This window comes from Cupriavidus numazuensis, assembly GCF_905397435.1.
Taxonomy (GTDB): domain Bacteria; phylum Pseudomonadota; class Gammaproteobacteria; order Burkholderiales; family Burkholderiaceae; genus Cupriavidus; species Cupriavidus numazuensis.
Map to the genome: position 1 here is coordinate 73148 of NZ_CAJPVI010000011.1, position 26416 is coordinate 99563.

Sequence of the window (26416 nt, forward strand, 5' to 3'; positions counted from 1 at the left end):
GGCGCAGCGAATGATGCCCTTTCGCAACGCGGTGCTGGCGCCCCCTGCGGGAGCGCCAGCACCAGCTTGCTGCCGGGTTGTCACACTGGTTTGGAGGTAAGCGCCCGTCGTCCGTTTCACGCGCCGAGCAGATCGTAGCGATCGAGATTCATGACCTTGTTCCACGCCGCCACGAAGTCGCGCACGAATCTTTCCTTGCCGTCGTCGCACGCGTAGACCTCGGCCAGCGCGCGCAATTGGGAATGCGCTCCGAAGACGAGGTCGGCAGCCGTCGCGGTCCACCGGGTCTTGCCCGAAGTGCGATCAATGCCCTCGTACACGCTCTTGTCCGCGACAGAAGGTCTCCACGCTGTGCCGATGTCGAGCAAGTTCACGAAGAAGTCGTTGCTCAACGTGCCCGGCTTGTCGGTGAACACGCCGTGCCTGGATTGGCCGTGATTTGCATCGAGCATTCGCATGCCGCCGACGAGCACTGTCATCTGCGGGGCGGTCAGCTTCAGCAGGTTGGCCCGGTCCAGCAGACGGGTCTCCGGCGACAGAGGGTCTTCTGCCCGGAAATAGTTCCGGAACCCGTCGCCCATGGGTTCGAGCACGTCAAAGATGTTCTCATCCGTCTGTTCCTGCGACGCATCGGTGCGGCCCGGCGCGAACGGGACGCTAATGTTGAATCCCGCCTTTCTGGCCGCGTCCTCCACGGCCGCGCATCCGCCAAGGACAATCAGGTCGGCAAGCGAAACCTTCTTGCCGCCGGACTGCGCGCCGTTGAAGTCGTTCTGGATCCGCTCGAGGGCTGCCAGGACCTTTGCCAGCCGCGGTGGCTCGTTGGACTCCCAGTCCTTTTGCGGCGCCAGGCGAATCCGCGCGCCATTCGCGCCACCACGCTTATCGGTGCCACGGAAGCTGGCGGCAGCGCCCCACGCTGTCGAAACCAGCTCAGGGACGGACAAACCAGAATCGAGGATCGTGCGCTTGAGGGCGTCGATATCCTGTTCGCTGATCAGTTCATGGTCGACGGGTGGGATGGGGTCCTGCCAAAGCTGTGCCTCGGGGATCCATGGGCCCAGATAGCGTGAGCGGGGACCCATGTCACGGTGAAGCAACTTGAACCAGGCTCTGGCAAACGCGTCCTCGAGCTGGTCAGGGTTGTCGTGAAAGCGCTTGGCAATCGGTCCGTAGATGGGATCCATGCGCAGCGACAGGTCTGTCGTCAGCATCGTCGGCGAATGTCGCCTGGACGCCCCATGTGCATCGGGCACCGTGTCGTTCGCTTCGGGATTCTTCGGCTTCCACTGCTTGGCGCCCGCCGGGCTTGTCGTCAGCTCCCACTCGTACTTGAACAGGTTCTCCAGAAACCCGTTGTCCCATTTGGTCGGATTGTTCGTCCATGCGCCTTCAAGCCCGCTGGTAATCGCGTCGGAACCCTTGCCGGTGCCGAACTTGTTCTTCCAGCCGAGGCCTTGCTCCTCGATCGAGGCGCCTTCCGGTTCCACACCGACATTCCCTGCCGCCTGCGCAGCACCATGCGTCTTGCCGACCGTGTGGCCGCCGACGATAAGGGCAACGGTTTCTTCATCGTTCATCGCCATGCGGGCGAAAGTTTCGCGGATGTCCTTCGCCGCAGCGAGCGGATCGGGGTTGCCCCCTGGCCCCTCGGGATTGACGTAAATCAGTCCCATCTGCACGTTGGCCAGTGGCTTGGCGAGTTCGCGGTCACCGCTGTAGCGCTCGTCCCCCAGCCAGGTGTCCTCCGGACCCCAGAATATGTCTTCAGGCTCCCAGACATCGGGCCGGCCAAAGCCGAAGCCGAAAGTCTTGAACCCCATCGATTCATAGGCCACATTGCCGGCAAAGATCAGCAGATCGGCCCATGAAACCTTCTGGCCGTACTTCTTCTTGAGGGGCCAGAGCAGCCGGCGCGCCTTGTCGAGATTGGCGTTGTCCGGCCAACTATTGAGCGGCGCGAACCGCTGCTGGCCCTCGCCGCCGCCGCCGCGACCATCGGCGATGCGGTACGTGCCGGCAGCATGCCAGGACATGCGAATGAACAACGGCCCATAGTGGCCGTAGTCGGCCGGCCACCAGTCCTGCGATGTCGTCATCAACTGGATGAGGTCTTGCTTCAGCGCGTCGACATCAAGACCCTTGAACTGTTTGGCATAGTCGAATTCTTCTTCCAGCGGGCAGGACAGGTGCGAGTGCGTGTGAAGCACCGAAAGATCCAGTTGATTCGGCCACCAGTCCTTGTTCCGCCTGGGGTGGCTGACCTTAGGAGTCGGTGAAGGAATGGCGGGGTTTTCGCTCTCGCTAACACTTCTGGTGTGTTGCTTGTCAGTCATATCATCCTCCAGGACGGGGAGCACCATATTCGAGGTGGCCTTCCGTTGGAGTAGTACTTGCCGGCACAAAATCAAGGCCAAGGCGTTGAAATTTAATAATCAACGCGATAGGGAAAGGCAATCGGGAAATCTGCCTCGGCCACGTCGCACTGCATCCGAGCAGAAATGCGCAATTGCTCAGTTGCCTTGACCATTGCTTCTGTCACGCCTGGGCGACTAGCTGGATGCTGATGCAGCTTGAAAGTGATCCCGGTGCGCCCTAGTTTGGATGCATCGGCGCGACAAGCCGGCTTGAGTGAAACGGGAGTATGAAATGCCAAGTCCTAAGGAAGTCGTTCAAGCGTCATACGAGGCGTATAGAAAGGGGCAGATCGATACCGTCATGAGTTTCATGGCTCAAGAGGTTGACTGGAAGTTCGTCGGGCCGCCGGCCATGCGGTACGCAGGCCCGCGCGGGACCCTGGCGGAGATTCGCAAGGTCTTCGAGCAGATGGCCCAGGATGATGTGATCGAGGTCTTCGAAGCCCGCGAATATATCGAAGCCGGCGACGATCTGGTGGTGCTGGGCTTCGTGAAGGGCACCACAGTGCCGGAAGGCAAGCCGTTCGAATCCGACTGGGCGCATGTGTTCACTGTGCGCGACGGCAAGATTACGCGCTGGCGCGGCTTCTACGATACCGCTGCGCGTTGTGCCTGAGGCTCTGCAGGCTCAAGAGAAAGGACGAAGCGCTAGTTCGAGCCCCAGGATGATGAGGAAGATGAGAAAGCCGCGACGGAAGGTTTGGGGACTGATCTTCTGCCGCACAATCGAGCCCAACCACATTCCTGCGAGAGCGGGGATGACAGCCAGAAGGGACAAGCCGAGCTGATCGAGTCGAAACGCGTCTTGAGCCAGGAGCCCTCCTGCGAGTGCGACCGTGGAGACGGTAAACGAAAGGCCCAGGGCCTGCACGAGCTCGTCCTTCTGAAGACCCAGCGACTGCACATAGGGCACGGCAGGAATCGTGAAGATGCCAGTGACGCCAGTCAGCACCCCGGTAACCATGCCGATGACCGGCGAAAGCCAGGACTCGAGCCGTTCCGGGACCGAGAGCGCCGGCAAGAACAGAGCATAGGCAGCATAGGCGATCAGGGCCAGCCCCAGCACACGTCCCGCCCAAACGGGGTCAACGATTACCAGTAGTCGCGTCCCCATAAGGGTACCGAGCACGATGCAGAGCATCATTGCCCAGAGCCGTCGCATGAGACGGAGTGTGCCCCGCCCCGCCAGCATTTGCCACACGTTGGTCACGAACGACGGCACTATCAGGATCGCCGCGGCCGTGAGCGGTGACATGATCGCCCCAAGCACGCCCATGGCAACCGTGGGTAACCCCATTCCGGTCACGCCTTTAACCATACCGGCTCCGATAAACGTGGCTGAGAGCAGGCAGATCGAATCAATGGTCAGAGTATTCATGCGATGGTCAGCGTAGTCATAGCGGCCATTACATATCTAGCCCGGTGCTGGCACAATGCGGTTTTTCCGATCCCACCTTCGGATTTACCGAAGGCACGCTGTCTTGGAGGCGTATGAGATTCGATCTTGCGGATCTGCGCTTGTTCATTTGCGTCGTCGATGCCGGCAGCATTACGGCCGGGGCCAGGCAAGCAAACCTCGCGTTGGCGTCGGCAAGCGAGCGTCTCAGCAATATCGAGGCGGATGCCGGCGTCGTCCTGCTTGAAAGAAGCCGTAGAGGCGTAGTAACCACCGAGGCAGGAGAGTCGCTGGCGCACCATGCCCGCCTGATTCTCCGACAGCACAGCCTGTTGCAGGGGGAGCTACGCGACTTTGGTGCGGGTGCACGGGGTACGTTGCTGCTGTACGCAAATACGGCGGCGCTGACGGGCCTCTTGCCGGAGAGGCTTGCCCCATGGCTTGCACAGCGTCCGCGTCTGAATATTGATCTGAGAGAACGTACAAGCGCCGAGATTGTGAAGATGATCAGCGCGGGACTGGCCGAAGCGGGTGTGGTATCCGATGCTGTCAACCCCACTGGCCTCACAATCCAGCCCGTTGGCAGCGACCATCTTGTCCTGATTGTGCCTGTGGCACACAGACTCGCAGAATCGAAGGAAGTTTGCTTTGCCGAAGTTACGGGCGAGCAGTTCGTAGGCCTGGAGGCGGGGAGCGCGCTTCAAGATCACATCGACGAACACGCTGCCGGTCTGCGCAAGACGTTGTCACTTCGTATTCGCATGAAGACCTTCGAGGGATCGTGCCAGATGGTGTCGCAGGGAGTGGGAGTCGCGATCATTCCATTGGCGGCCGCAAAGCGCTATCGACGCAGATACGCATTCAAAACCGTCATGCTCAGAGATGATTGGGCGCGCAGACAGCTCTGCCTGTGCTTTCAGCAATGGCAAACTCTATCTACGCCAATGCAAAGTCTGCTGGCGCATCTCGGTGGCACACCGCAGACCCGATAGCTGGATGCGAATTCCTCCAGCCTGCACTTACTGCAGCGTCTTCAAGCGGCTGTTCGCCGCACGCGCGCCTTCGGTACCGGGATACTTGGCCACCACCTGTTCCAGCGTTTTGCGCGCGGCCGCCTTCTGGCCGGACTCGATCTGATTATTGGCCACCGCGATCATCGCGTCCGGCACCTTGGGATGCGTCGGGTTGGCATCGATCATTTTGTGCAGCACCCAGGTGGACCCCTTATAGTCGCGCTGCGCGTAGAGCGAGTTGCCGAGCCAGTACTGCGCCAGCGGCAGGTACGGGCTCTGCGGATACTTCTTGATAAACGACGAGAAGGAATTCCCGGCGCTCTTGAAATCGCCCGCCTGGAAATGCTTGAGCGCGGCGTCGTACTCGGGCTTCTCGCCCGGCGCCGATGTGCCTTGGCGGTCTTCGACGGAACCCTGCTGCGGCTCGCGATTCTTCAGGCGCGTATCCAGGTCGGCGTAGTAGTCCTTCTGCTGCTTCTGCAGCGTTGCCACCGTGTTCTGCAGCACTTCGTTCTGGCCGCGCAGCCGCGCCACTTCCTGGCGCAGGCCTTCGAGCTGGTTCTGAAGGTCGAGCGTGGTACGGCTGTTCTGCTCGATGCGCTGGGTCGCAGTCGCCTGGAAACTGTTGAACTGATCGCGCAGGTTGATGACCGTTTTGCGTGCCTGGTCATCATCGAACGCTCCGGCATGCGCCGGCGCGGTTGGCAGCATGCCGCCGCTAGCCATGGCGGCGAGCCACAACAAGGTAGAAACGCGTACTTTCATAAACGGATCGTGGTTGGTTGTGTCGGTTAGCCTGTCACATCGGCGTTGGGCAAAGGCCCGAATTCATCTGCGGCCTGTCCGGCCCGGTAAAACGCCACGCCCTGCCCCTGGATCCAGCGAATCGCCGCCGTCCGCTTAGTGTTCGTGGTCCTCGCTGCTGCTATCGGTACGATCGCTGCCGTCGGGGGACGCTGCCGGTACGCCCGGATCTGGTTGCTGTGGGGGCTGGGCCTCGTTCCCTGCCGGCGCCTGCCCGCGGCCCTTACCCCGCCGCCGAGCACCGCCGTCCCGCTCCTGCAGCGCCCCGCGTAATTCTGCCAGCAGCTGAGGCACGAGCGCCGCCTCGGCTTCGGCGCGCTCGGCGCGTCGCTGCGCCGCCGCCAGCTCGGTGCCCATCCGCTCCTGCTCGAGCGCCTGCCGGCCCTGCGCCTGCTCGGCGGCCGCAAGCCGGTCCGTGAGCGCTCCGGCCTGGGCTTCGAGCCGGGCACGGACCTCGGCCTGCGCCACCGCGGCGTCGCGGGCCTCGCTGCGCGCGGCCGCCAGTTCGCCGCGCAATTCTTCCGCGGTGCGCTCGCTCTTCTGGCGGGCCGTGCGTTCCTGGTCGAGCTCGCGCAGCGCGCGGCGCTCGCTGGCCTCGGCCCGCTCCTGGGCGATGGCCACCTGCTCGCGAGCGCGCTCGAGCTCCGTCGAGAATTGGGAGCGCAGTTCCGCCAGCTGGCGGCCCGCCGCCTCCAATTCGCCCCGCCCCGCTTCCCATCGCGCCCGCGTGGCGGCGTGCGCCTGGCGCTCGGCCGCCAGTTCGGCCTGGACCGCTTCATGCGCCTGCCGGGCCTCGCCCAGCTGCGCCGAGATCGCCAGTGCGTCTTCGCGCGCCGCTGCCGTCTCGGCGCGCGCGGCATCGCGCTCGGATTCGGCGGCGGTCGCCAGGTCGCGCGCTTCGGCGCGTAGCGCGGCCAGCTCGCCGCTTGCGGCTTCGTTGGCGGCCTGCCAGATCGTCTTGATGGCGTCGGCGGCGACTTCCTTCAACGCATCGGGCAGGTCCGGGTGATCGATTGTGACGCGCGTGCGCCCGCGCAATTCCTGCCAGAACTGCTGCAGCACTTCAGCGGGCGTGCCCATGCTGCCCTTGCGCACCAGGCTGTAGAGCTTGTTGGCGGTGGGTGTCACGCCATAGCGGAAAAACAGCAGGCCGCAGACCTCGCGGTACAGCGCGCGGGTTTCCGGGAAGCGGCCGCGGAGTTCAGCGAGGTCGGCTTGTAAAGCGGTATCGGTCAAATCCAGGTCGGCAGCAGGCATGAGAAGATCAAATCGGGTCGATTTTAGTATTTTACTACGTAATACGTTGTTTATTTTGATTGATGTGCATTATCTTAGACATAACGCGTCTTATGTCTATAATTGCGTCGAGATCACATCTTTACCCTGCCTTCGCCCATGAATTCCGCCCTGGATGTTCCATCCCCGGTCGCCCGCGCCCTCGCCGCCACCGTGCCTGTGCCGATCGAGCGCTTGCACCTGCCCGCTGAGCTGTCTGGCGCCCAAGGCACGAATCGCGCGCCGGCGCGCGGGTCGCAGATTTCAGCGTCGGATGATTTGGCTGCTGTTGCCGCCTGGCTCGCGCGCTATGCGAACAGTCCGGCCACGTTTCAGGCCTATCGACGCGAAGTCGAGCGGCTCTTGCTGTGGGCCACGCTGCAGCGCGGCAAGCCGCTGTCGTCGCTGACGCATGAAGATTTGCTGGCCTACGAGCACTTCCTCAGCGACCCCCAACCGGCCGTGCGGTGGGTGCTGGGGGCGGGCAAGAAACTCGCACGCAGCCACCCCGACTGGCGTCCTTTTGCCGGCCCGCTGTCGCCGGCGAGCACGCGCCAGGCCATGGTCATCCTCAATGCCTGTTTTGCATGGCTCACCGAAGCCGGCTACCTGTCTGGCAATCCGCTCTCGCTGGCGCGGCGTCGGCGCGGGCCGACCCAGGCGCGGATCACGCGCTACCTCAGCCACACGTTGTGGGATGCGGTCAAAGAAGCCATCGAAGCGATGCCGACCGGTACCGAGCGCGAATGCCTGCACGCGGCGCGCTGCCGCTGGCTTTGCACGGTGCTGTATCTGGCGGGCCTGCGCGCCTCGGAAGTCGCCGGCACGACCATGGGAGCCTTCTTCTACCGGCGCGACGCCCAGGGGATCGAGCGCTGGTGGCTGGAGGTCGTCGGCAAGGGCAACAAGCCGCGACTGGTCCCGGCGACCGACGAACTGATTGCCGAACTCGCCCGCTACCGGCGCGCGAATGGCTTGCCGCCGATGCCGCAGCCCGCGGAGGACCGTCCGCTGGTACTGCCGGTGATCGGCCGCGCGAAGCACGAGAAGGCGATGTCGCGCGGCGCCCTGCACCTGGTCATCAAGGAAGTGTTCAGCATGGCGGCCGAGCGCCTGCGCGCGCGCGGGCCGGAATGGGCGGCGCAGGCTGATGTGCTGGCCAGCGCGTCAGCACACTGGCTGCGGCATACGGCGGGCTCGCACATGAGCGACCGCCAGGTGGACCTGCGCCATGTCCGCGACAACTTTGGCCACGCGTCGATCTCCACCACCAGCATCTACCTGCATACCGAAGACGATGCGCGGCATGAGGCGACGCAGGAGCGGCATCGGATTGGCTGGACCAGCAAGGCATGAGCAGTGTCCGCCTCTACCCGGGCGCATCGAAGCTGCCTTGCGCGCCTTGTGACGATGCAACATTTAATGCAAAATCCCCTGAATTCTGACGCAGCGGCACCGCCGGGCTGTTGCAGCCTGCCACGCAGGCGCGCCTTGCAAGTCTCGCTGCTGCCATCCGCGTTGATTACACCAAGGGGTGTGGCGCACCGGCCCAAGCTTCACTAGAGACCTCGCTGCGTTTCACACGCTAATGCAATGACGCCGGACACCTCTCTCGAAAAGACCTCCCAAAGCACGGACGGGGGCGACGACTGCCCCTTGCGCTGGTTCGACGCGGATCTCGGTGCGTTCGAATCGCTCGAGCGACTGATCGCCGAGCATCCGGCGGATTTCTTCGCCGGCAAGAGCTTTGAACCGGTCGGCGCTTGCCACACACGCGAGGCAGTGTTCGCGTCGGTAGACCTGCCAGAGACGCCGACGTCGCCGCAAGCGCATGCCGATCACCTGCTTCATGACGTGTTTCGGCACGTGATGCCCGTGGCATCGCCGACCTTCGTGGGACACATGACGTCGTCGCTGCCGTCGTTCATGCCGTCCCTGGCCAAGGTGGTCGCTGCGCTGAACCAGAACGTCGTGAAGCTGGAGACGTCGGGCGCGCTGACCGGGCTCGAGCGCCAGGTCGTCGGCATGCTGCACAAGCTGGTGTTTGGCCAGGACAGCGCGTTCTATGGCAGATGGTTGCACGATGCCGACCACGCGCTCGGCGCCATCTGTTCTGGCGGCACGGTCGCCAACCTCACTGCGTTATGGGCGAGCCGCAACAAGCTGCTGGGCGCGCGTGATGGCTTCGCCGGCATCCATCGTGCCGGCATGGTGGCTGCGCTGCGCCATTACGGCTATGACGGCCTCGCGATCGTTGTCTCCGAGCGCGGCCACTACTCCTTGGGCAAGGCAGCCGATGTGCTCGGCATCGGGCGCGACAATCTCGTGCCTGTCGCGGTCGATGCAGACGGCCGCATGCGCATCGACCTGCTGCGCGACACCCTGCGTGACCTGCAGCAGCGCAACATCCGTCCGATGGCGATCGTCGGCATAGCGGGGACGACCGAGACGGGCTCGGTCGATCCTCTGGATGCGATTGCGGATATTGCTCAGGAAGCCGGTTGCCATTTCCACGTGGATGCGGCATGGGGCGGCGCCACGCTGCTTTCGGAGCGCGAGCGCTGGCGCTTCGCGGGCATCGAGCGTGCAGATTCCGTCGTCATCGACGCGCACAAGCAGTTCTACGTGCCGATGGGCGCCGGCATGGTGCTGTTCCGGAACCCGGCGTGGACGCAGGAAATCATCCAGCATGCGAACTACATCGTGCGCAAGGGCTCGGTGGACCTGGGACGCCATACGCTCGAAGGCTCGCGTGGCGCGGCGGCTGTCATGCTTTACGCGAACCTGCACCTGCTCGGTCGCAAGGGGTTGGCGCAGTTGATCGACCGTAGCATCGACAACGCCCACTACTTTGCATCGCTGATTGCGCAGCAGCCGGATTTGGAGCTCGTCAGCCATCCGCAGCTTTGCCTGCTGACCTATCGCTACTTGCCTGAAACCGTGCGTGCAGCACTGGCAACGGCTTCGGAGGACAAGCGCGAGAAGATCCTGGATGCGCTCGATGCGTTGACCATCAGCATTCAGGAAATGCAGCGCGATGCCGGCCGCTCGTTCGTATCGCGCACGCAGTTGACGTCGACACAGTTCGCTGGACGCCCGATTGCCGTTTTCCGCGTGGTGCTGGCCAATCCGGACACGACGCATGCCATCCTGCAGGAGATCCTGGACGAGCAGCGCGCGCTGGCGGCGGTCAGCCCATGCATGACTGCGCTGATGGCGCTGGTGTAGCCAGCGGCGGGCTTCAGCGCTGACAGTGGCTACCAACGCCTGCGCGGCTCGCGCCAACGACTGGCGCGCCGCGTCTGTCAAAAGAAGCGCGCATCAGGAGCGTTCCTTCGGCCCAGGCACCAGAGCCACGAAACGAGCCGCCAGCCATTGAGAGAACACTCGCACGCGCGCCGATAGCTGCCGGTTCTGCGGATATAGCACGGAGACAGGCATCCGTGGCGGCGGGCTGTCAGGCAAGACGATGTGTAGCCGGCCTTCGGCCAGTTCTTTCTCGATCCGGTACCGAGGCACTTGCACGAGCCCAAGTCCCGAGATCGCGGCACCCGTATAGAGATCCGCCCCGGTTACCGAGATCTTCGACCTGAGTTGCAGATCGACGGTTTCCTCGCCAGCCTGGAAATCCAGGCCGCTTGCCCGCCCTGTCGCGCTGGAAACGTAGTTCACCGCGTAGTGGTCCTTCAGATCATCCAGCGTGTTCGGCACGCCATGCCGCTCAAGGTACGCAGGGCTTGCCACGGTGACCTGTTCCAGCAACGCGATCTGCCGCCCGATCAGGGACGAGTCCTGCAGGACGCCGGCGCGCAGTACGCAGTCCACGCCTTCCCGAACCAGGTCCACCAGCCGGTCGTCCTCGCCGACATGCAGAGTGATGTCCGGATACTGTGCCAGGAACTCACCCAGGGCCGGCATGACGAAATGCCTGGCCAGGGTGCCCTGCAGGTTCACGCGCAGCAGGCCCTTGGGCGGCGCGTCGCGAAACGAGCTCTCTGCCTCTTCCAGGTCGGTCAGAAGGCGCAAGCAACGATGGTAATAGGCCTCGCCGTCATGCGTCATGCGAACCTGCCGGGTGGTGCGCTCCAGCAGCCTGACGCCGAGACGCTGCTCCAGCCGCTTGATGAGATTGGTCACCGTCGCGCGCGGAATCTGGAGATCCTCGGCCGCCAACGAAAAGCTGCGCCGATCCGCGATTCGTACGAAAACCTGCATTTCCTGGAAACGATCCATCAGCGGCCATTGTTGATTTGAACGAAACAGGGCCGGTCGAGAGACGTATGCGCCTCTCCCGACCCGGGCGCCGACGCCTGGCGGATCGAGCGCTTTGCCAAAAGACGGCCTATGGACGGCAGGATAGATCAGGTTCTCCGGAAAGTTAAAGCAAATGGAATTGTGATCGCAATTTGCGCGTAATTATCTTTGGAGGTGAACAGTCCAGAATCCTTCTCACCACCTCAACCGAAGGATTCAGACAATGACCACCACTTCCAAAGTTGCCCTGATCACCGGCGCGTCGCGCGGCATCGGTGCCACCATCGCCCGCCGGCTGGCCCGTGACGATTTCGCCGTCGCCATCAACTACGCCTCCAATGCGGCCGAAGCCGACGCCCTGGTGGCCGAGCTGGCGCAGGCTGGCGCCTCGGCCATCGCGGTCCAGGCCGACGTCTCCAGGGCTGAACAGGTGCATGCCATGTTCGCCACGGTCGAAGAAAAGCTCGGCAAGATCGACGTGCTGGTCAACAACGCCGGCATCCTCAAGACGGCTCCCCTGGCGCAGACCAGCAACGAGCTGTACGCGCAGAATTTCGCGATCAATACCCAGGGGGTGTTCAACACCCTGCGCGAAGCTGGTACGCGACTGAACGACGGCGGCCGCATCATCAACCTGTCGAGCACCACCCTGGCGCTGAACCTGCCCGGCTACGCGATCTACAACGGCACCAAGGCTGCGGTGGAAGCTTTCACCCGCGTTTTCGCCAAGGAATTGCGCGGCCGCCGCATCACGGTCAACGCCGTGGCGCCCGGCCCGGTGGCCACGGACCTGTTCCTCAATGGCAAGACAGAGGAGCAGATCGAGACCTTCGCCAAGATGCCGCCGCTGGAACGACTGGGCCAGCCGGAGGACATCGCCGGCGTCGTGGCCTTCCTGGCTGGCAAGGACGGTGCCTGGGTCAATGGTCAGGTGCTGCGCGCCAACGGTGGCGTAGCCTGATCCGGATACATCCTGCGTGGCGTGACAGCCGTATCACGCCACGGTATCCAACGCATCCGGAGGTCAACCGTGTCCAACGCTCGCAAGCCGCTCGCCGCCTTGCTCATCCTGATCGCGATCGGGGCCACTACAGCCTGTGGATTTCGCGCATCACAGAAAGATCTACCCATGAAGCCCACCGTTACCTATCTCTATCTGCTTCGCCATACGCCCTTCTTCACCGCGCTGAACACGGACCAGCTGCGCTGGGTCATTCAGCATTCGCGTGAATGGGAAGTCCAGGCTGGACAATCCATTGTCAGCAGCGACGGCCCCGGCGACGGCACCGGCTATTGGGTGCTCCTCGATGGCAGCTGGGACCTGGAGCTTGAGGGCCAGCATCATGCCAGCGGCCATGCCGACCCGGGCAAGTGGTTCAATCGGGCGCTGATTCCAACGGGCGCGTTCAGGCTTGCCGCCACAGAACATAGTTTCGTCATGAACATCTCTGCCCGGGACATGGACGAAATGCTGGCCTGGGGATTCCGCTTCGACCACCACCTCAGCTCGGGTAATGCCTTCTACCGCGAGCTATCCACGTCACCGCAGGTCGTCACCGCACCATAGCTTGTCCCTCCGGCACGACTGCGATTCATCCACCCTATTCCGATTCCCACCATCATGTCCCATATCGTTCTTGTTACCGGCGCATCGTCCGGCTTCGGACTCATGACCGCCAAGGCCCTGGCTCAGGCCGGCCACACCGTCTATGCATCCATGCGCGAGACTGCGGGGCGCAATGCGCCCCGCGTCGCAGAGATTGCCCAATGGGCCGCCGAGCATGCCGCGGACCTGCGTACTGTCGAACTCGATGTCCAGGTCGACGCTTCCGTCGCCTCCGCCATCCACCACGTGCTGGCTGACGCGGGTGGCCTGGATGTCGTCGTTCACAACGCCGGCCACATGGTCTTTGGCCCGGCTGAAGCCTTTACCCCGGAGCAACTGATCCAGCAGTACGACGTCAATGTGCTCGGCGCCCAGCGGCTCAACCGAGTCGCGCTGCCGTTCTTGCGCAAGCAGCGGAAGGGGTTGCTGGTCTGGGTCGGTTCGTCCTCCACGCGTGGCGGCACACCGCCTTTCCTGGCGCCCTACTTTGCCGCCAAGGCGGCAATGGATGCACTGGCGGTCTCGTACTCGGCGGAACTCGCGCGCTGGGGCATTGAAACCACGATCATGGTGCCCGGCGCCTTCACCAAGGGCACGAATCACTTTGCCCATTCTGGCAAGGCCGCGGACAGCCATGTTGTGGCCGAATATGAAAACGGCCCCTACGCGGGTGTGGCGGAACATGCGCTCGAAGGACTGGCGAACCTTGAGCCAAGCGATGCCGATCCCGCGGAGGTCGCCCGAGAAATTGTCCGGGTAGTCGGCCTGCCGCATGGCAAGCGCCCTTTCCGGGTGCATGTCGATCCGGCTCAGGATGGGGCCGAGGTGGTCAATGCCGTCGCCGATCGCGTGCGCACGGAACTGTTCACGAAGATCGGATTGGCAGACCTTCTGTCGCCACATGCGCAGCTCCGGTAAGGTCCAATGCCGGTGAAGATATCCATCTTTGGAGATCCGCGCCGGCTTGCCGCCACTCCGGATCATTCGATGCGGATGCCATTGCGCTTGATGAACGCCGCCCACTGCTCACGCTCCTCGCGGATCGACGTCTTGAACGCGGACGGCGTGTCGAACACGGGAACGAGCGCGTTGGTCTCGAGCGCGCGCCAGCTCGGGCGACTTCATGGCGGCATTGATTTCCTCGCTCAGCTTCCTGACGATCGGTGCCGGCACGCCGATCGGTGCGAACACGCTGAATGACGTGGTCACATCGATCCGCGCGGGCCCCGGTTCGGCCAGCGACGGCACATCGGGCAGCAACGTAGTCTTGCGGTTCACGGCCAGTGGCTTGAGCTTGCCGGCCTTGATATAGGCCTGCACTGAACTCAGGTCCGTAAACATGAACTGCAGGCGGCCACTTAACAGGTCCTGATACGCGGCCCCCACGCCCTTGTACGGCACATGAAGAAAGCGGGCGCCCGCGGCCTCCTCGATCATGCGCACGCTCAGGTATGGCGGGCTTGCCTCTCCGGCGGAGCCGTAGGGAATCTGGCCGGGCTTCTCCTTGCCGAGCCGGATCAGATCGCTGAAGCTCCTGATGCCCGACGACGCGTTCGTGACCAGGACCATTGGCGCGACCACGCCGCGCGCCACAGGCGCGAGATCCTTGTCGACATCAAAAGGCAGCTTGCTGTAGAGCGCCGGGCTGATCGCCACGGCCGCGTTTGAGGCGATGAGGAACGTATAGCCATCGGCGGGCGAGTGCGCAACGGCCTGGGTACCGATCTGTCCGCTCGCGCCCGGCCGGTTGTCGACCACGAACGACTGCTTCATCGACTTCGACAACTGCGTGGCGATGAGCCGCGCGTAGACATCCGTCCCGCCACCGGGCGCCGACGGTACGACCAGCCGCACCGGGTGCGACGGCCAGGCGTCCTGCGCCAGCAGAGGCGGTGCCATGCCTGCAAGCAGACACAGCGGCCCAAGGATAAGGATGCGGCGGCACAGGGATGCCAGGGTTCGCGAAACATGCATGGAGATCTCCTGAACAAGTGTTGGGTGAGCTGCGGGCGTGGTCACGAGCGGAATGCCGCCGTGGCGTCCTCGGCCGCCCGGCGCCAGAGTTCCCAGGCGCGGCCGATCTGTCCGTCATTGGCCGCTTCGGCGGCAAGTCCTTCCTCGCGCGACAGGTAGTGGATATCGCCGCCCAGCCGCGCGGCATCCAGCACGAGCCGCGCGTTGAGTTGCGCGTACACCGCGCAGTACACGGCCTTGCGCAGCGACCCGGCCGCGACGGTGACGCCGTGCCCGCGCATCAGCACTACCGTGGCGTTGCCGAGACTGCGGACCAGTGCGTCGGCCAGCGCGTTGTCGCGGATCAGCATGTCAGTGGCATCACCCGCGGCATCGGCGATGTCGAACACCGGCGCGCCACGCGCCAGGAATCCGCTCATGTGGCAGATCGGCCGCAGTGTCGCGCCGCGCACCACGCCGAACGGGATCAATGCGGGCGAGTGGCTGTGCACCACGGCCTGCACCTCTGGCCTCGCACGATAGATTGCGGCATGGATATAGCGTTCGAGGAAGACCTTCCGCCCGCCCGCATCGAAGGGTTCGCCGTCGAGGCCGAAGGTGAGGATGTCGCTCGCCGTCGCCTGGGCAGGGGCCATGCTGCGCGACAGCAGGAAGCGGTCGCCATCCGGATGGCGCGTGCTGACGTGGCCGAACGCATCGAGCACGCCTTCGTTGAACAGGATATGGCCGGCATCCACCAGATCCGCGATCAGGTTCGTGTCCATGCGTCCTCCCTAGAAGATATGCTTCATGCCGATCATCGCGCCGATCTGGTTGTTGCCCGGCGCCGGAACAGCTCCCGCTGCGCCTGAACTGATCGATAGTGCAAGGTTGCCCCGGTTGTCCAGGAAACCGGCCGTCGCATACAGCGACGTGCGCTTGCTGAAGGCGTAAGTGGTTCGCGCCGCATAAAGCCAAGCCTTGTTCGGGCTGTTGTGGAAGCGCAGGTAGTACGCCTCGGCATCCACGGTGAACGCCGGCGTGAACGCGTACGACATGCCGAGGAACCACATGTCGCTGCGCGGCGTGGTGCTGCCGTCGTTGTCGCGCCGCAGCAGGCCGCCGCCCACCTTGGCCTTGCCGATGTTCGCGTAGCCGTTGAGGCCAAGCCGGTCGTCTTTCAGCCCGCTGTTGCTCAGGCCGCCGAACGCACCGGGGCCGCCGCGCAGCGAGTCGTACACCGCGCTGACGCCCCACGTGCCGCTTTCGTACATCAGCAGCGCGGACCATTCTCGGCACGCCCGGTGGTCCGCGGGGTTCTCTCCCGCGCAGTTCGTGCCAGAGGGACTGTTCGCGTTGACAGTGTCGCGGCCGAGACTGTAGGTCCCACCGATGGTGAAGCCGCCGAACTTGCCCTTGTACGACACCGCGTTGTCGGCGCGCGCACTTGGCAGATAGCTGTCGAGTGAAGACGAGCCGAAGGTGTTGGGACCGAGCATGTCGGGCTCGAGCATCGACCAGAACAGCATGGTGTACTGCCTGCCGAATGCCACCTGCCCCCACTTGCCTGACAGTCCTACCCAGGCTTGCCGCCCGAACAGCCGCCCGCCCTGGTTCGACACCCCGGAATCGGGCGCGAAGCCGGATTCGAGCACGAACTGGCTCTTGAGTCCGCCGCCCAGGTCTTCGGTCCCGCGCAGGCCCCAGCGCGACGGCACGGTGCCGGAAAGGCCCGGCATGCGCACGACGCTGTCCTTGCTCGCGCCGACATTGGTCACAAGCTCCACGCCCGTATCCAACACGCCATATACGGTCACCGACGACTGCGCATGGGCGAAACCCGCCCCGGCCATCGACGCGCACAGCGTCATGGCCACTGCCAATTGCTTCAATTGAAGTCTCCTCAGGAGTTTCTTGTTGTCGAGCGGTCCCGAACCGGGACCGCGTCGCTTATTTCGATCGGTTGGCTGCCACGGCGACCGCGGCGATCATGGCGGGCACGATGCCCGCCATGAAGATGGCGCCCGGGCTCCAGTTCCAGGCCAGCAGCATGCCGCCCAGCACCGGTCCGCTGATGGAGCCGATACGGCCGATGCCAACCGCGCAGCCCACGCCGGTGGCGCGCATGTGCGTGGGATAGAACTCCGCCGCCAGTGCGTTGAAGCCGGCCTGCGCGCCCTGCACCACCGCGCCGATCGCGAAGCTAGCCGCTACGACCAGCGCGTAGTCTTCCGGCCAGGTGCCGAGCACCAGCATCAGCGCCGCGCAGGCCAGCAATTCGCACAACAGCACACGGCGCGCGCCGAGCCGGTTCATCAGTGCGCCCTGCACCACGGAGCTGAGCACGCCGCCCACGCTGAAGGCGGAGATCGCGGCAATCCCGGCGGAGGCAGGCTGGTGCGCGCCGAGCAGCACGGCCGGCATCCAGCTCACGATGAAATACAGCACCACCAGATTGAGGAAGTACGGAATCCAGAGCAGCACCGTGCCGAGCGCGCGCCCTTCGGTGAACAGCAGCCGAATCGGTACGCCGGTCGTACGCGCCGTGGTGTCGGCGCTGCGATAGCGTTCATCGCCGCGCAGCTCCGGCGCGATGCGCCGCATGATGTGCGCCAGCTGCTTCATGTCGCGCCCCCGTGCCAGCAGGAAGCGCGCCGATTCCGGCATGACCAGCGCAATGAGCACGGCCACCGCGAGCGGCAGCACGCCGCCCACGATAAATACCGACTGCCAGCCCGCACGGGGCAGCAGCGCCGCGGATACCACGCCGCCCAGCACGGCGCCGAGCGGCATGCCGCACATCAGCGTGGTCACCGTCGTGCGCGCATAGCGCTGCGGCGCGTACTCGGAGGCCAGTGCGATCGCATTGGGCAGCGCGCCACCCAGGCCCACGCCAGTCAGCAGCCGCAGCACGAACAGTTGCTCCAGCGTGGTGACGTGGGCGGTGGCGAGCGACAGGCTGCCGAACAGCACGCACGAGAACACGATCATCGTCTTGCGGCCGTAGCGGTCGGCAAGCGGCCCGAGCGTGACGGCGCCCAGCAGCATGCCGATCAGGCCCGCGCTGAATGCGGGCCCGAACGACTTGACCGGTACGCCCAGGCTGGCGGCGATCGACGGCGCCAGCATGCCGATGGTCTGCGTGTCGAAGCCGTCGAGCACCGCCACGAGAATGCACAGGCCGATGGCAATGCATTGGAAACGTCCGAGCGGACGCGCGTCGATGACGTCCTGAACCAGTAGGGGCTGTCCCTGCGCAATCATGATGTTGTCTCCGGTATTGCGGGGGGTGTCCCCTCTCTGCGTGATGGCGGTCTGATCAGGTGCGGATCCAGCCGCGTCCCCAGGAATTGAGCGTGTATTCCTCGTGTGGCCAGACGCCCGGCGTCTTGTCGGCACCCACCTGCTCGAGTTCGGCTGACAGTTCCACGCGGTTGCCGTCTGGGTCGGTCACCATGAAGAACAGGTTGTTGCCGGGGCCATGTCGCCCCGGCCCGAAGAAGATGCCGCGGCGCACGCGTGCGAAACGGTCGGCCCAGTCGCGGATGTCGTTCCAGCAGGTGGTCTCGTAGCAGTGGTGATCCCACACGTTGTTCGAGCCCTGGAAGAACGCAAGCGAGTGATGCTCGTCGTCCGAGCGCAGAAAGCACGTGGCCACGGCGCCGTCGTCCGCCACCACCTCATCCGAGATCGTGAAGCCGATGCGATTGACATAGAAATCCACCACCGCAGCAAGATCGGTCGTCTGGAACACCGTGTGCTGCAGCCGTGCGGCCATGCTGTCGGGCTCGCGGCGCGTACGCGGCACGCCGAACAGCAGGCGGCGGCCTTGCGGGTCGGTCACGGTGAAAGCGCCGGAGCGGAAGAAGACCTCACCTGCCGCGCCGGCGTCCTGCACGATATCGCCAAGCCTTGCGCGCAGTGCGGCGAGCTCTTCGGCGGAACGCGCCGCATAGGCGGCCATCGCCAGTGTGCCCGCCTCACCGGCCTGGCCTGAGTGGATGACCACCGCACGTTCGCCGCCGGCCAGCGCCAGAAGGCCATCGGGTGCCGTTGCCGGCCGCAGTTCGAACAGGTCCTCGTAGAACGCGGCCAATACTTGCGGCGCACTGCTGCGGAGATGAAGGTGATGCAGCCGGAGTGGCGTGCTGGTCTGTAGCGTAGTCATCTTGACCCTCAGGGGTTAGCGGTTCAGTGCGGCACGGGGCAGCGCAAGCGCTTCACCAGCCTTGTCGTGGGCGGCGAGATCCATGCCGAGCCGCGCGCTGAATGCGGCAGCCCAGGCCTCGGCGTCGTCGCGGCCGAATACGCCGGCGACACAGCGGTCCGGCCGTACGACCACCACCTTGCCGGCGAGCGCACCCAGCGTCTTCGGCATCGACTCGGCCGGGAGCGCCACCGGGATATAGCCGCGCTCCCGGGCCCTCCGCACGGCCTGCGGATCCATGGCCGACAGCAGCACGACGCGCCGCGTCCCGAGCCTGCGCCACATCGCCCGTGCCACGTCGTTCAGGTCAGCGTCGGCCACCATGGCTTCGGCACCGATCGCGATATGGGAAAAGCCGTGGCCGGTGATTTCGTCGAGCGGCACGCTCCTGTCGTCGGCGGTTCGTACGGTCGGCTGCGGCAGCATGGTCCCGACCAGGTCTACGGTATCGGCCTGGCTGGTCACGAGCAGACCGTCGTGAAAGCGCGGTTTGGGCTTGAACTTCATCTGCAGGAAGTAGTCGCGCACCGGCGGCACCAGCGCCGTGGCACGGAAGAACGCGGTCCAGGCCCACGCCACGAGGCGATTGCGCGGCGCCATCACCATGCCGAGGTTCAGCGCCAGGCGGATCAGTGCCCAGGCATGATCGCGACGCTCGGCCTCATAGGAATCGAGCGCGGCCGGCGACAACTTGCGATGCAGCACCGCTGCGAGCTTCCAGCCGAGGTTGTGCGCATCGCGCACGCCGCTGTTCATGCCCTGCCCTGCATACGGAGGCGTCAGATGCGCTGCATCGCCGGCCAGGAAGACGCGTCCCACGCGCCAGCGGTCCGCCACGCGTGCATGGAAGGTGTACACGGTCTTGCGTACCACCTGCGCGGGACGGTCACCCAGGAACGGGCGCAGCAGTTCAGCGATCCGCTCGGGCCGCAGGATGTCCTCGTCGGTCTCGCGCGGCTTGAGCAGAAACTCGAAGCGGCGCGTGTGGTGTGGCCCGGGCACTTCGACGATGGGCCGCGCCGGGTCGCAGTAGGCACGCGTCTGCCAGAACGGGTCAGCGTCGTTCTCGGTATCGACCACGAGCCAGCGCGCCTTGAACGACGAGCCCACCAGCGTCGCGCCGATGGACTGCCGCACGAAGCTGCGGCCGCCGTCGGTACCGACGGCATAGGCCGCTTCGACAAGGACTGTGCCCTCTGGTCCTTCCAGCACTGCGTGCACGCCCTGCTCGTCCTGCGCCAGCGACTGCAGCGCATGCTCGAACAGCACGCGCACCGACGCATGCCGCCGTAGCCCTTCGCGAAGCGTGGCTTCGAACAGCGGCTGGCGAAAGGCATTGCGTCGCGGATAGCCATACTCGCTTGCGGTCGGTTCCACTTTCGCAAAGCAGCGCCCGCCGGGCCGCGTCAGGTAATGCACGCCATAGCCTGCGACCACGTCCTTGAGCACCGCATCGGCGAGACCGATGGCCTGCATCGTGCGCAGCGATTCGTCGTCGATGGACACCGCGCGTGGCTCCGACACCGTACCGGGCTTGCGATCGATCAGGATCGTGTCGATGCCGTGCTGCCCGAGAATATTGGCCAGCGTCAGGCCCGTCGGACCGGCGCCGACCACGAGCACGGCGGCGGTGAGCGTTGGGGAATGGGAATGGGTCATGGCTCTCTCCTTACCCGGCAATCCGGTACGCAACACACGGCTTACTCATCCCGAATCCCGTTGCGCAGGATGCCGATGCCGGAGATCTCCACCTCGACGGTGTCGCCGGGACGCATCCACAGCGGCGGATTGCGGAACGCGCCGACGCCTCCGGTGGTGCCGGTGATGATCACGTCGCCCGGACGTAGTTCAGTGAAGGTGGAGCAATAGGCAATGACGTCGCCGACGCTGAAGATCAGGTCGTCGGTGCGCGCCTGTTGCACGACCTCGCCATTGAGGCGCGTCGTCAGCGTCAGTTGCGACGGATCGGGAATCTCGTCGGTGGTCACGAGCCACGGGCCGAAGGCGCCTGTCTGCGGGAAGTTCTTGCCCGGCGTGAACTGGATGGTGTGCTTCTGCCAGTCGCGCACGCTGCCGTCGTTGTAGCAGGCGTAGCCGGCCACATGGCCAAGCGCATCTTCGGCACGCACATGGCGCGCGGTCTTGCCGATGATCACCGCGAGTTCGCCTTCGAAATCCAGCTTCTGCGAGATGCGCGGGCGAATGATCGGCTGGCCGTGCGCCACCTGCGAATCGGCAAAGCGCGTGAAGAACATCGGGTACTGCGGCATCTCGCGGCCGGTCTCGCGCACATGGGACGCGTAGTTGATGCCGACGCACAGGATCTTGCCCGGGTCCGGAATCACCGGCAAGTACTCCACTTCGGCAAGTGCCAGCGTGGGCCGGGCCGTGGCAGCGATATCGGCGATACGGCCCAGCGTGCCGCGCGACAGCGCGTCGTGAAGGCTGGCGCCGACAGTGGCTTGGTGTGGCTCAAGATCAACAATCTGGTCGCCGACGACTACGCCAAAGCCCTGGCGGCCACCGTGTGCAAAGCTGACGAGTTTCATGGGATCTCCTGGGTGCTCGCGATCGGATGTCTGTATTATTCGCATAATATGCGAATAATGCAGTTCACGTTTACCACTAAGTTCAGATGGCGGGAATCTTGCATTCATTCAGGGTGTGATTGGTGTTATGCTCGCGGCATCTGACATCGGAGCAAGGGTGGAATGGCCACGGATCGGGCACTTGGCGTGCTGACGCTGTTTTCGCTGGAGAAGCCGGTCTGGACGGCCGAGGAAGTAGCCGGTCGGCTGGAGGTGTCGATCAGCAGCGCGTATCGCTACCTGTCGAACCTCATGGAACTGGGATTGGTGGCGACGGCTGGCGCCGGCCGGTATGTGCTCGGGCCGGCCATCATCCAACTGGATCGGCAGATTCAGCTGACGGACCCGATGCTGCAGCAGGCGCGGCCGATCATGGAGGAACTGATCGTCTACGCGCCGCCCGGCTCGGTCATGCTGCTTTGCCGCGCGTTTGGCGACTCAGTCCTGTGCGTACACCAGGTACTCAACCAGGGGCCGCAAGCCGTGGTGAGCTATGAGCGCGGCCGCCCCATGATCATGTTTCGTGGCGCGACATCGCGCGTCATTCTTGCGTTTCAGCAAACACGCGCGCTGCAGGCCATGTATGCCAGGCACGCTGCCGAGATCGGGGCTGCAGGCCTGGGCGAAGACTGGGCGACATTCCGCCAGACGCTCACGCGCATTCGCAGGCAAGGCCATGCGGTCTCATACGGAGAGATTGATCCCGGGCGGGTCGGCATTGCGGCGCCCATCCTCAATGAAGACGGGCGGGCGGTGGGAAGCCTCAGCTTCGTTGTCGCACAGTCAGAGATTGACGAGCGCGGCGTAAACCGGCTGGTTCATTTGCTTGCGCCGGCTGCAGCGGAAATCCGCGGATAGCCGGGTACGAGATCAAGCCATCGATGCCGGTTGCGCACGCACGAGCATCCGGGTCCACTACTCGTTGACGCTCCCGACGGCGTCCAGCAACGCGCGCACCTTGGGCGGCATCAGCCGGCGCGCGGGAGTCAGTGCATAGATCCTGGACGGCGTTGAAGTGAACGAGGGCAGGACCCGCACGAGTTCACCGCGCCGGAGATAGGTTTCGACAAAGCTCGACGCACAGCGGGCAACGCCCAGCCCGTCGATCGCGGCGCGCGCACGCATCTCTCCATTGGAGGTCCGCATGCGTGGCTGCACGCACACGCGCTCCACCTCTTTGCCGTCCTTGCAAAACTCCCAGAACTGGTCGTCGGGTTCCGCGATAGCGGGCCATGCTTCAAGATCCTGTGGCCACTCGGGAAATCCACGCGCCTTGCACAGTGCCGCGGATGCATAGAAGGCACGGTCCATTGCCACCACCCGCCTGCTCACCATGGAACTGCCCGGCAATTGCGTGGTGGTCCTGACGAAGGCCACGTCGTACCCTTGTTCAACCAGGTCTGGCACCACGCGCGACTCGTCGATCTCGACGCGAAGGTCCGGGTACTTTCTGAGCAGTTCCGCGAGTGCCGGGGACAGGTGCAGCCATCCGCTCTCATAGGGGGCGCTGATCCGCAACGTCCCCCTGACTTCCGGCGTCGTCGATTTCGCATCGGCGGCCACGTCGCGCAGCGCCGACAGCAGTGGCGATGAACGTGCATAGAGGACTTCGCCGGCTTCGGTCACGCGCACGCGTCGCGTGGTTCGCTCCAGCAGCCGAACGCCGATCTGGCGTTCAAGCCGTGTCACGGATGCGCTGACCGAGGACTTCGGCAGGCCAGCCTTGCTGCCTGCCGCCGTGAAGCTGCCGGCTTCCACGACCCGGCAGAAGTTTTCCCAGTCGCGCCAGTCCATGGCGTCTTCCGAATCTTCGGGTGTCATGCTCATTCCATCCGTCGTCGCCACATTGCTGCTGACGCCGAACGGCATGGGGCGCATCCAGCTGCCGGCCGGCGCGGCAAGCAGAAGCGCAGAACGATCCACCACTTCTTTCGCTCGAGCGAGCGACCATCCGTCACTACCTGCCCGCCCCTGCGTGCCGCTTGCCGGGCACGCAGTTAAACCTGTTGCTACTTCACTGCTGGCCTGCTTCCGTCAGGTACCGGAGCGATCTTTCCTCCAGCAGGCGCAAGACCCGCGTAGCGGCCTCGATATCCTCCTGGGGAACATCGCCGAGCAGTTCCACACGCAGTGCTGAGGCGACCTTCTCCAGACGATCGGCGAGCTGGCGTCCCTTGCGGGTCAGTTTCACGACCTTGATGCGGCGGTCCGTCGGGGCATCATGCCGGTCCAGCAGCCCCGCAGCCTCGCCCTGGTCCAACAGACGGACAATCGCGGCCGGGTTGACACCGACCTCATCGGCCAGCATCTTCTGGTGCACATCCGCACGGCGGTGGGTCAGCACGATCACCACGGCCAGGGACATGGTCAGGCTTTCGTCCGCCATGACCGTTGCCGCAGCCTGGGTCCAGGCGCGCCTGGCGGGCTGGATCGCTGCGGTGAAGGCATGCAAGGTGCTTTCGATGGCATCCATGGCTGAGTCGCCCTAGGGGCTCCGGTTGCTACGTTAAAAAGGATGCCTCAATCCTACTGCTATTTCAGTGATTTATCAACGATTGATTTTTATATCATTTCACCGTCAAGACCCTGCACGTTCCCAGCCGCCGCCGAGCGCGAGAAAAATCCTGACCCTGTCGGCGGCAAGCGTCGCATCGGAGGCTGCCAGCGCGCCCTGTGCAATGGCAAGCGCGCGCTCCGTATCGAGACGTTCCAGGCTGGACACCGTACCGCCCGCCGCCAGCCGTTGCTGCAGCCGCGCGGCTGCCAGGCTTGCATCTCGCGCCTGGCGCAGCCGGTCATTCTCCTCGATATGACGTACGTAGAGCGTCAGTGCGCTTTCCGTTTCGCGCAGTGCATTGAGCACGCTTCCGTCGAACTGCGCGAGTGCGGCGCGGGCGGCGGCGCCTGCTTCGTCGATGCGGGCCCTGGCCACTTTCTGATTCGGGAATGTCCACGAGATCACCGGGCCCAGGCCGTATTGGAACGCGGAGCCGCTGAACGGCTCGCCGCCAGTGCGGAACGTTGTGCCGATACTTGCCGCTAGCGTGACGGTCGGATACAAGCCGGCCGTCTCCACGCCGATCCGTGCTGTCGCGGCTGCAAGCTCGCGCTCTGCACGCCGGAGATCCGGCCGCCGCCGGAGCATGCCCGCGGCATCCCCAACCGGCAGCGGCTGGGCAAGCGCGGGAATCGTCTCGCATTGGCCCAGGACCTGCGGAAAGTCGGTGGGGGCATGTCCCGTCAGGACCGCAAGGCTGTAGAGCGCCGTCCGGCGCGCGCCTTCGAGTGGCGGGACCACAGCCTCGAGTTGTGCAAGCAGCGCCTGGGAGCGCAAGGTGTCACGGCTCGAATAGATGCCTGCCGACGCGCCCCTGGCAGTCAGCGTCAGGCTTTGCCGCTGCAATGCCACCGACTCTCGCGCCACCTTCAGGCGCGCGCCGGCTGAGCAGGCGTCTGTATATGCGCCGACGACACCTGCGGCAACCGTAACCTGCGCAAGTTCGTACGCGGCCTGGCGCGCGAGCGCGCTGGCTTCCGCAGACTCCAGCGTGCGACGGATGCGGCCGGCCACGTCCACCTCGTAGGCAATGCCCAGGCCCGCGCTGACCACACCATGCGTTCCGGCGGGCCGGCTGATCCCCAATGTGGATGCCTGGCCAACTGATACGCCAGCTTCGACAACCGGTTGCACGCCGTAGGTGGCATGCACTTCGTCCACCTCCGCCCGCGCGCGCTCCAGATTCGCGAGCGCGACGCGCAGGTCCGTATTGATGCGCAGCGCTTGCGCTACCAAGGCATCGAGCTGCGCGTCGTCATACAGACGCCACCATTGGGGCGGCAAGGGATCGGAGGAAAGCGCCGCGGAACCGGCGGCCTCGAACGCATCCGTGTGAACCGCAGGCCCTGGCGGCGGCACATAGTCGGGGCCGACAGCTGTGCAGGCGGACAATGCGGCTGCAAGCACAGCCACGTATGCGGCCCTCATTCTGTGGTGCCTGCTGGCTTGCGGATCGTGGAATCGCTTTCTTCGAGCGACACCGTCGCCGTGCGTCCGGCGACCAGCGTGACACCGGGCGGCACTTCGTCCAGTGCAATCCTCACCGGCACGCGCTGCGCGAGGCGAATCCAGCTGAATGTCGGATTCACATTGGCCAGCAGCGTGCCGGGCGCAGTGGTCCGCTCCCGGTCTTCGATACCGGCCGATACGCCTTCCACGTGGCCGCGCAGTGGGCGATCTTCGCCCATGATCCGCACCTGCGCACTCATGCCGGCATGCATGCGCGCCAGCTTGGTTTCTTCGAAATAGCCGGACACATAAAAGCTGTCGCGATCCAGCAAGGCCATCACGGGCTGGCCGGCTGTCGCATAGGCGCCGGGCCGCAGCGAGAAGTTGGTCACAATGCCGTTGACCGGCGCCACGACCTTCGCGCGGTCCAGGTTGATACGCGCACGTTCCCGGCTGGCAAGCGCCTGGGCATGTCGTGCCCGCGCTTCCTCGACAGCGGAGCGGCGATTGTCCACCTCCTGCGGCGCGACGACGTCGGCCAGCGTCCGGTATCGCTTGTCCTCGCGTTGCGCGGACGCGAGCTGTGCCTGTGCAGTCGCGACGGCCGCATCGGCTTCCGCAAGGTCATTGGTCAGGCGCGCCGTGTCAATCACGAACAGCGTCTGGCCACGCTTCACGACCTCGTTGTCATGGACCAGCACGGCTTCCACGCGCCCCGACACGTCGGCCGCCAGCGGGATGGTATCGGCACGGAGCCGGCCGTCGCGCGTCTGGGGTGCGTAGGTGTAGTACGCGTAGAGTTGCCACAGCGTCCAGCTCGCCAGCAGTGCGAGCAACACGGTCACGCCGATCTTGAGCAGCGGGTACGGAAATGCCTTTGAGCGCATTGGAAAGTTT

General features: G+C 64.6%; 24 protein-coding genes. 8 read left to right on the plus strand and 16 right to left on the minus strand.

The window, feature by feature from the left end; translation table 11 throughout:
• Window positions 1–116 precede the first annotated feature (116 nt).
• Entirely contained in the window at window positions 117–2336 is a 2220-nt protein-coding gene (gene katG, locus KHO41_RS10930) for a catalase/peroxidase HPI (RefSeq protein WP_244873789.1), read from the minus strand.
• Between the two features lie 313 nt (window positions 2337–2649).
• Here katG and KHO41_RS10935 point away from each other — a divergent pair, with 313 nt between their 5' ends.
• Window positions 2650–3033: a nuclear transport factor 2 family protein gene (locus KHO41_RS10935; RefSeq protein ID WP_211953301.1), complete on the plus strand. Its 384-nt coding sequence runs from the start codon at window positions 2650–2652 to the stop codon at window positions 3031–3033.
• Window positions 3034–3045: 12 nt separating this feature from the next.
• On the opposite strand, the gene KHO41_RS10940 is transcribed toward KHO41_RS10935, so the two are convergent.
• Complete coding sequence (locus tag KHO41_RS10940; RefSeq protein WP_211953302.1) at window positions 3046–3795, minus strand: sulfite exporter TauE/SafE family protein; 750 nt, start codon at window positions 3793–3795, stop codon at window positions 3046–3048.
• Window positions 3796–3908: 113 nt separating this feature from the next.
• Here KHO41_RS10940 and KHO41_RS10945 point away from each other — a divergent pair, with 113 nt between their 5' ends.
• Entirely contained in the window at window positions 3909–4805 is an 897-nt protein-coding gene (locus tag KHO41_RS10945; RefSeq protein WP_211953303.1) for a LysR family transcriptional regulator, read from the plus strand.
• Between the two features lie 27 nt (window positions 4806–4832).
• On the opposite strand, the gene ybgF is transcribed toward KHO41_RS10945, so the two are convergent.
• Together ybgF and KHO41_RS10955 are read right to left on the minus strand one after the other, a co-directional pair.
• Window positions 4833–5591, minus strand: coding sequence for a tol-pal system protein YbgF (ybgF, locus tag KHO41_RS10950; protein ID WP_211953304.1), 759 nt, complete (start codon window positions 5589–5591; stop codon window positions 4833–4835).
• Window positions 5592–5726: 135 nt separating this feature from the next.
• Window positions 5727–6887, minus strand: coding sequence for a DNA-binding protein (locus KHO41_RS10955; protein WP_211953305.1), 1161 nt, complete (start codon window positions 6885–6887; stop codon window positions 5727–5729).
• Between the two features lie 138 nt (window positions 6888–7025).
• Between KHO41_RS10955 and KHO41_RS10960 the strand changes: the two genes are divergently transcribed.
• The gene (locus KHO41_RS10960) at window positions 7026–8261 is read left to right on the plus strand and encodes a tyrosine-type recombinase/integrase (protein WP_211953306.1); all 1236 of its coding nucleotides are present in this window, start codon (window positions 7026–7028) and stop codon (window positions 8259–8261) included.
• A 237-nt stretch (window positions 8262–8498) separates the two neighbouring features.
• A complete protein-coding gene (gene panP, locus KHO41_RS10965; RefSeq protein WP_211953307.1) occupies window positions 8499–10133 on the plus strand; it encodes a pyridoxal-dependent aspartate 1-decarboxylase PanP in 1635 nt (544 codons plus the stop codon).
• A gap of 93 nt (window positions 10134–10226) precedes the next feature.
• Here the strand turns inward: panP and KHO41_RS10970 are convergent, their stop codons facing one another.
• Complete coding sequence (locus tag KHO41_RS10970; protein WP_211953308.1) at window positions 10227–11138, minus strand: LysR family transcriptional regulator; 912 nt, start codon at window positions 11136–11138, stop codon at window positions 10227–10229.
• Window positions 11139–11382: 244 nt separating this feature from the next.
• Between KHO41_RS10970 and KHO41_RS10975 the strand changes: the two genes are divergently transcribed.
• The 3 genes from KHO41_RS10975 to KHO41_RS10985 all read left to right on the plus strand — a co-directional run bounded on the left by KHO41_RS10975 (window position 11383) and on the right by KHO41_RS10985 (window position 13683).
• Complete coding sequence (locus tag KHO41_RS10975) at window positions 11383–12120, plus strand: SDR family oxidoreductase (protein ID WP_211953309.1); 738 nt, start codon at window positions 11383–11385, stop codon at window positions 12118–12120.
• Between the two features lie 69 nt (window positions 12121–12189).
• Window positions 12190–12726, plus strand: a complete 537-nt coding sequence (locus KHO41_RS10980) for a cyclic nucleotide-binding domain-containing protein (RefSeq protein WP_211953310.1) — start codon at window positions 12190–12192, stop codon at window positions 12724–12726.
• Window positions 12727–12780: 54 nt separating this feature from the next.
• Complete coding sequence (locus tag KHO41_RS10985; RefSeq protein ID WP_211953311.1) at window positions 12781–13683, plus strand: SDR family oxidoreductase; 903 nt, start codon at window positions 12781–12783, stop codon at window positions 13681–13683.
• Window positions 13684–13791: 108 nt separating this feature from the next.
• Here the strand turns inward: KHO41_RS10985 and KHO41_RS10990 are convergent, their stop codons facing one another.
• From KHO41_RS10990 to KHO41_RS11020, 7 genes are all read right to left on the minus strand, one after another.
• Window positions 13792–14739, minus strand: coding sequence for a Bug family tripartite tricarboxylate transporter substrate binding protein (locus KHO41_RS10990; RefSeq protein WP_211953312.1), 948 nt, complete (start codon window positions 14737–14739; stop codon window positions 13792–13794).
• Window positions 14740–14780: 41 nt separating this feature from the next.
• Window positions 14781–15503: a class II aldolase/adducin family protein gene (locus tag KHO41_RS10995; RefSeq protein ID WP_211953313.1), complete on the minus strand. Its 723-nt coding sequence runs from the start codon at window positions 15501–15503 to the stop codon at window positions 14781–14783.
• Between the two features lie 9 nt (window positions 15504–15512).
• Window positions 15513–16589, minus strand: a complete 1077-nt coding sequence (locus KHO41_RS11000; RefSeq protein WP_211953389.1) for a porin — start codon at window positions 16587–16589, stop codon at window positions 15513–15515.
• Window positions 16590–16668: 79 nt separating this feature from the next.
• On the minus strand, window positions 16669–17982 hold the full coding sequence (locus KHO41_RS11005) for an MFS transporter (protein ID WP_211953314.1): 1314 nt from the start codon (window positions 17980–17982) through the stop codon (window positions 16669–16671).
• Window positions 17983–18037: 55 nt separating this feature from the next.
• Window positions 18038–18886: a VOC family protein gene (locus KHO41_RS11010; RefSeq protein WP_211953315.1), complete on the minus strand. Its 849-nt coding sequence runs from the start codon at window positions 18884–18886 to the stop codon at window positions 18038–18040.
• Between the two features lie 15 nt (window positions 18887–18901).
• Complete coding sequence (locus KHO41_RS11015) at window positions 18902–20584, minus strand: bifunctional 3-(3-hydroxy-phenyl)propionate/3-hydroxycinnamic acid hydroxylase (protein ID WP_211953316.1); 1683 nt, start codon at window positions 20582–20584, stop codon at window positions 18902–18904.
• A gap of 41 nt (window positions 20585–20625) precedes the next feature.
• Window positions 20626–21474 carry a fumarylacetoacetate hydrolase family protein gene (locus tag KHO41_RS11020; RefSeq protein WP_211953317.1) on the minus strand — a complete coding sequence of 283 codons (849 nt, stop codon included), beginning with the start codon at window positions 21472–21474 and terminating at the stop codon, window positions 20626–20628.
• A gap of 162 nt (window positions 21475–21636) precedes the next feature.
• On the opposite strand from KHO41_RS11020, the gene KHO41_RS11025 reads away from it, so the two are divergent.
• Window positions 21637–22371: an IclR family transcriptional regulator gene (locus tag KHO41_RS11025; RefSeq protein ID WP_211953318.1), complete on the plus strand. Its 735-nt coding sequence runs from the start codon at window positions 21637–21639 to the stop codon at window positions 22369–22371.
• 57 nt (window positions 22372–22428) lie between these two features.
• Here KHO41_RS11025 and KHO41_RS11030 read toward each other — a convergent pair whose 3' ends face one another.
• The 4 genes from KHO41_RS11030 to KHO41_RS11045 form a co-directional block, all read right to left on the minus strand.
• Window positions 22429–23334: a LysR family transcriptional regulator gene (locus KHO41_RS11030; protein WP_244873791.1), complete on the minus strand. Its 906-nt coding sequence runs from the start codon at window positions 23332–23334 to the stop codon at window positions 22429–22431.
• 193 nt (window positions 23335–23527) lie between these two features.
• Complete coding sequence (locus KHO41_RS11035; protein WP_211953319.1) at window positions 23528–23986, minus strand: MarR family winged helix-turn-helix transcriptional regulator; 459 nt, start codon at window positions 23984–23986, stop codon at window positions 23528–23530.
• A 105-nt stretch (window positions 23987–24091) separates the two neighbouring features.
• Window positions 24092–25498, minus strand: coding sequence for an efflux transporter outer membrane subunit (locus KHO41_RS11040; RefSeq protein WP_211953320.1), 1407 nt, complete (start codon window positions 25496–25498; stop codon window positions 24092–24094).
• Entirely contained in the window at window positions 25495–26406 is a 912-nt protein-coding gene (locus KHO41_RS11045) for an efflux RND transporter periplasmic adaptor subunit (RefSeq protein WP_211953321.1), read from the minus strand. Before KHO41_RS11045 ends, KHO41_RS11040 begins: the two co-directional genes overlap by 4 nt.
• Between the last annotated feature and the right edge of the window lie 10 nt (window positions 26407–26416).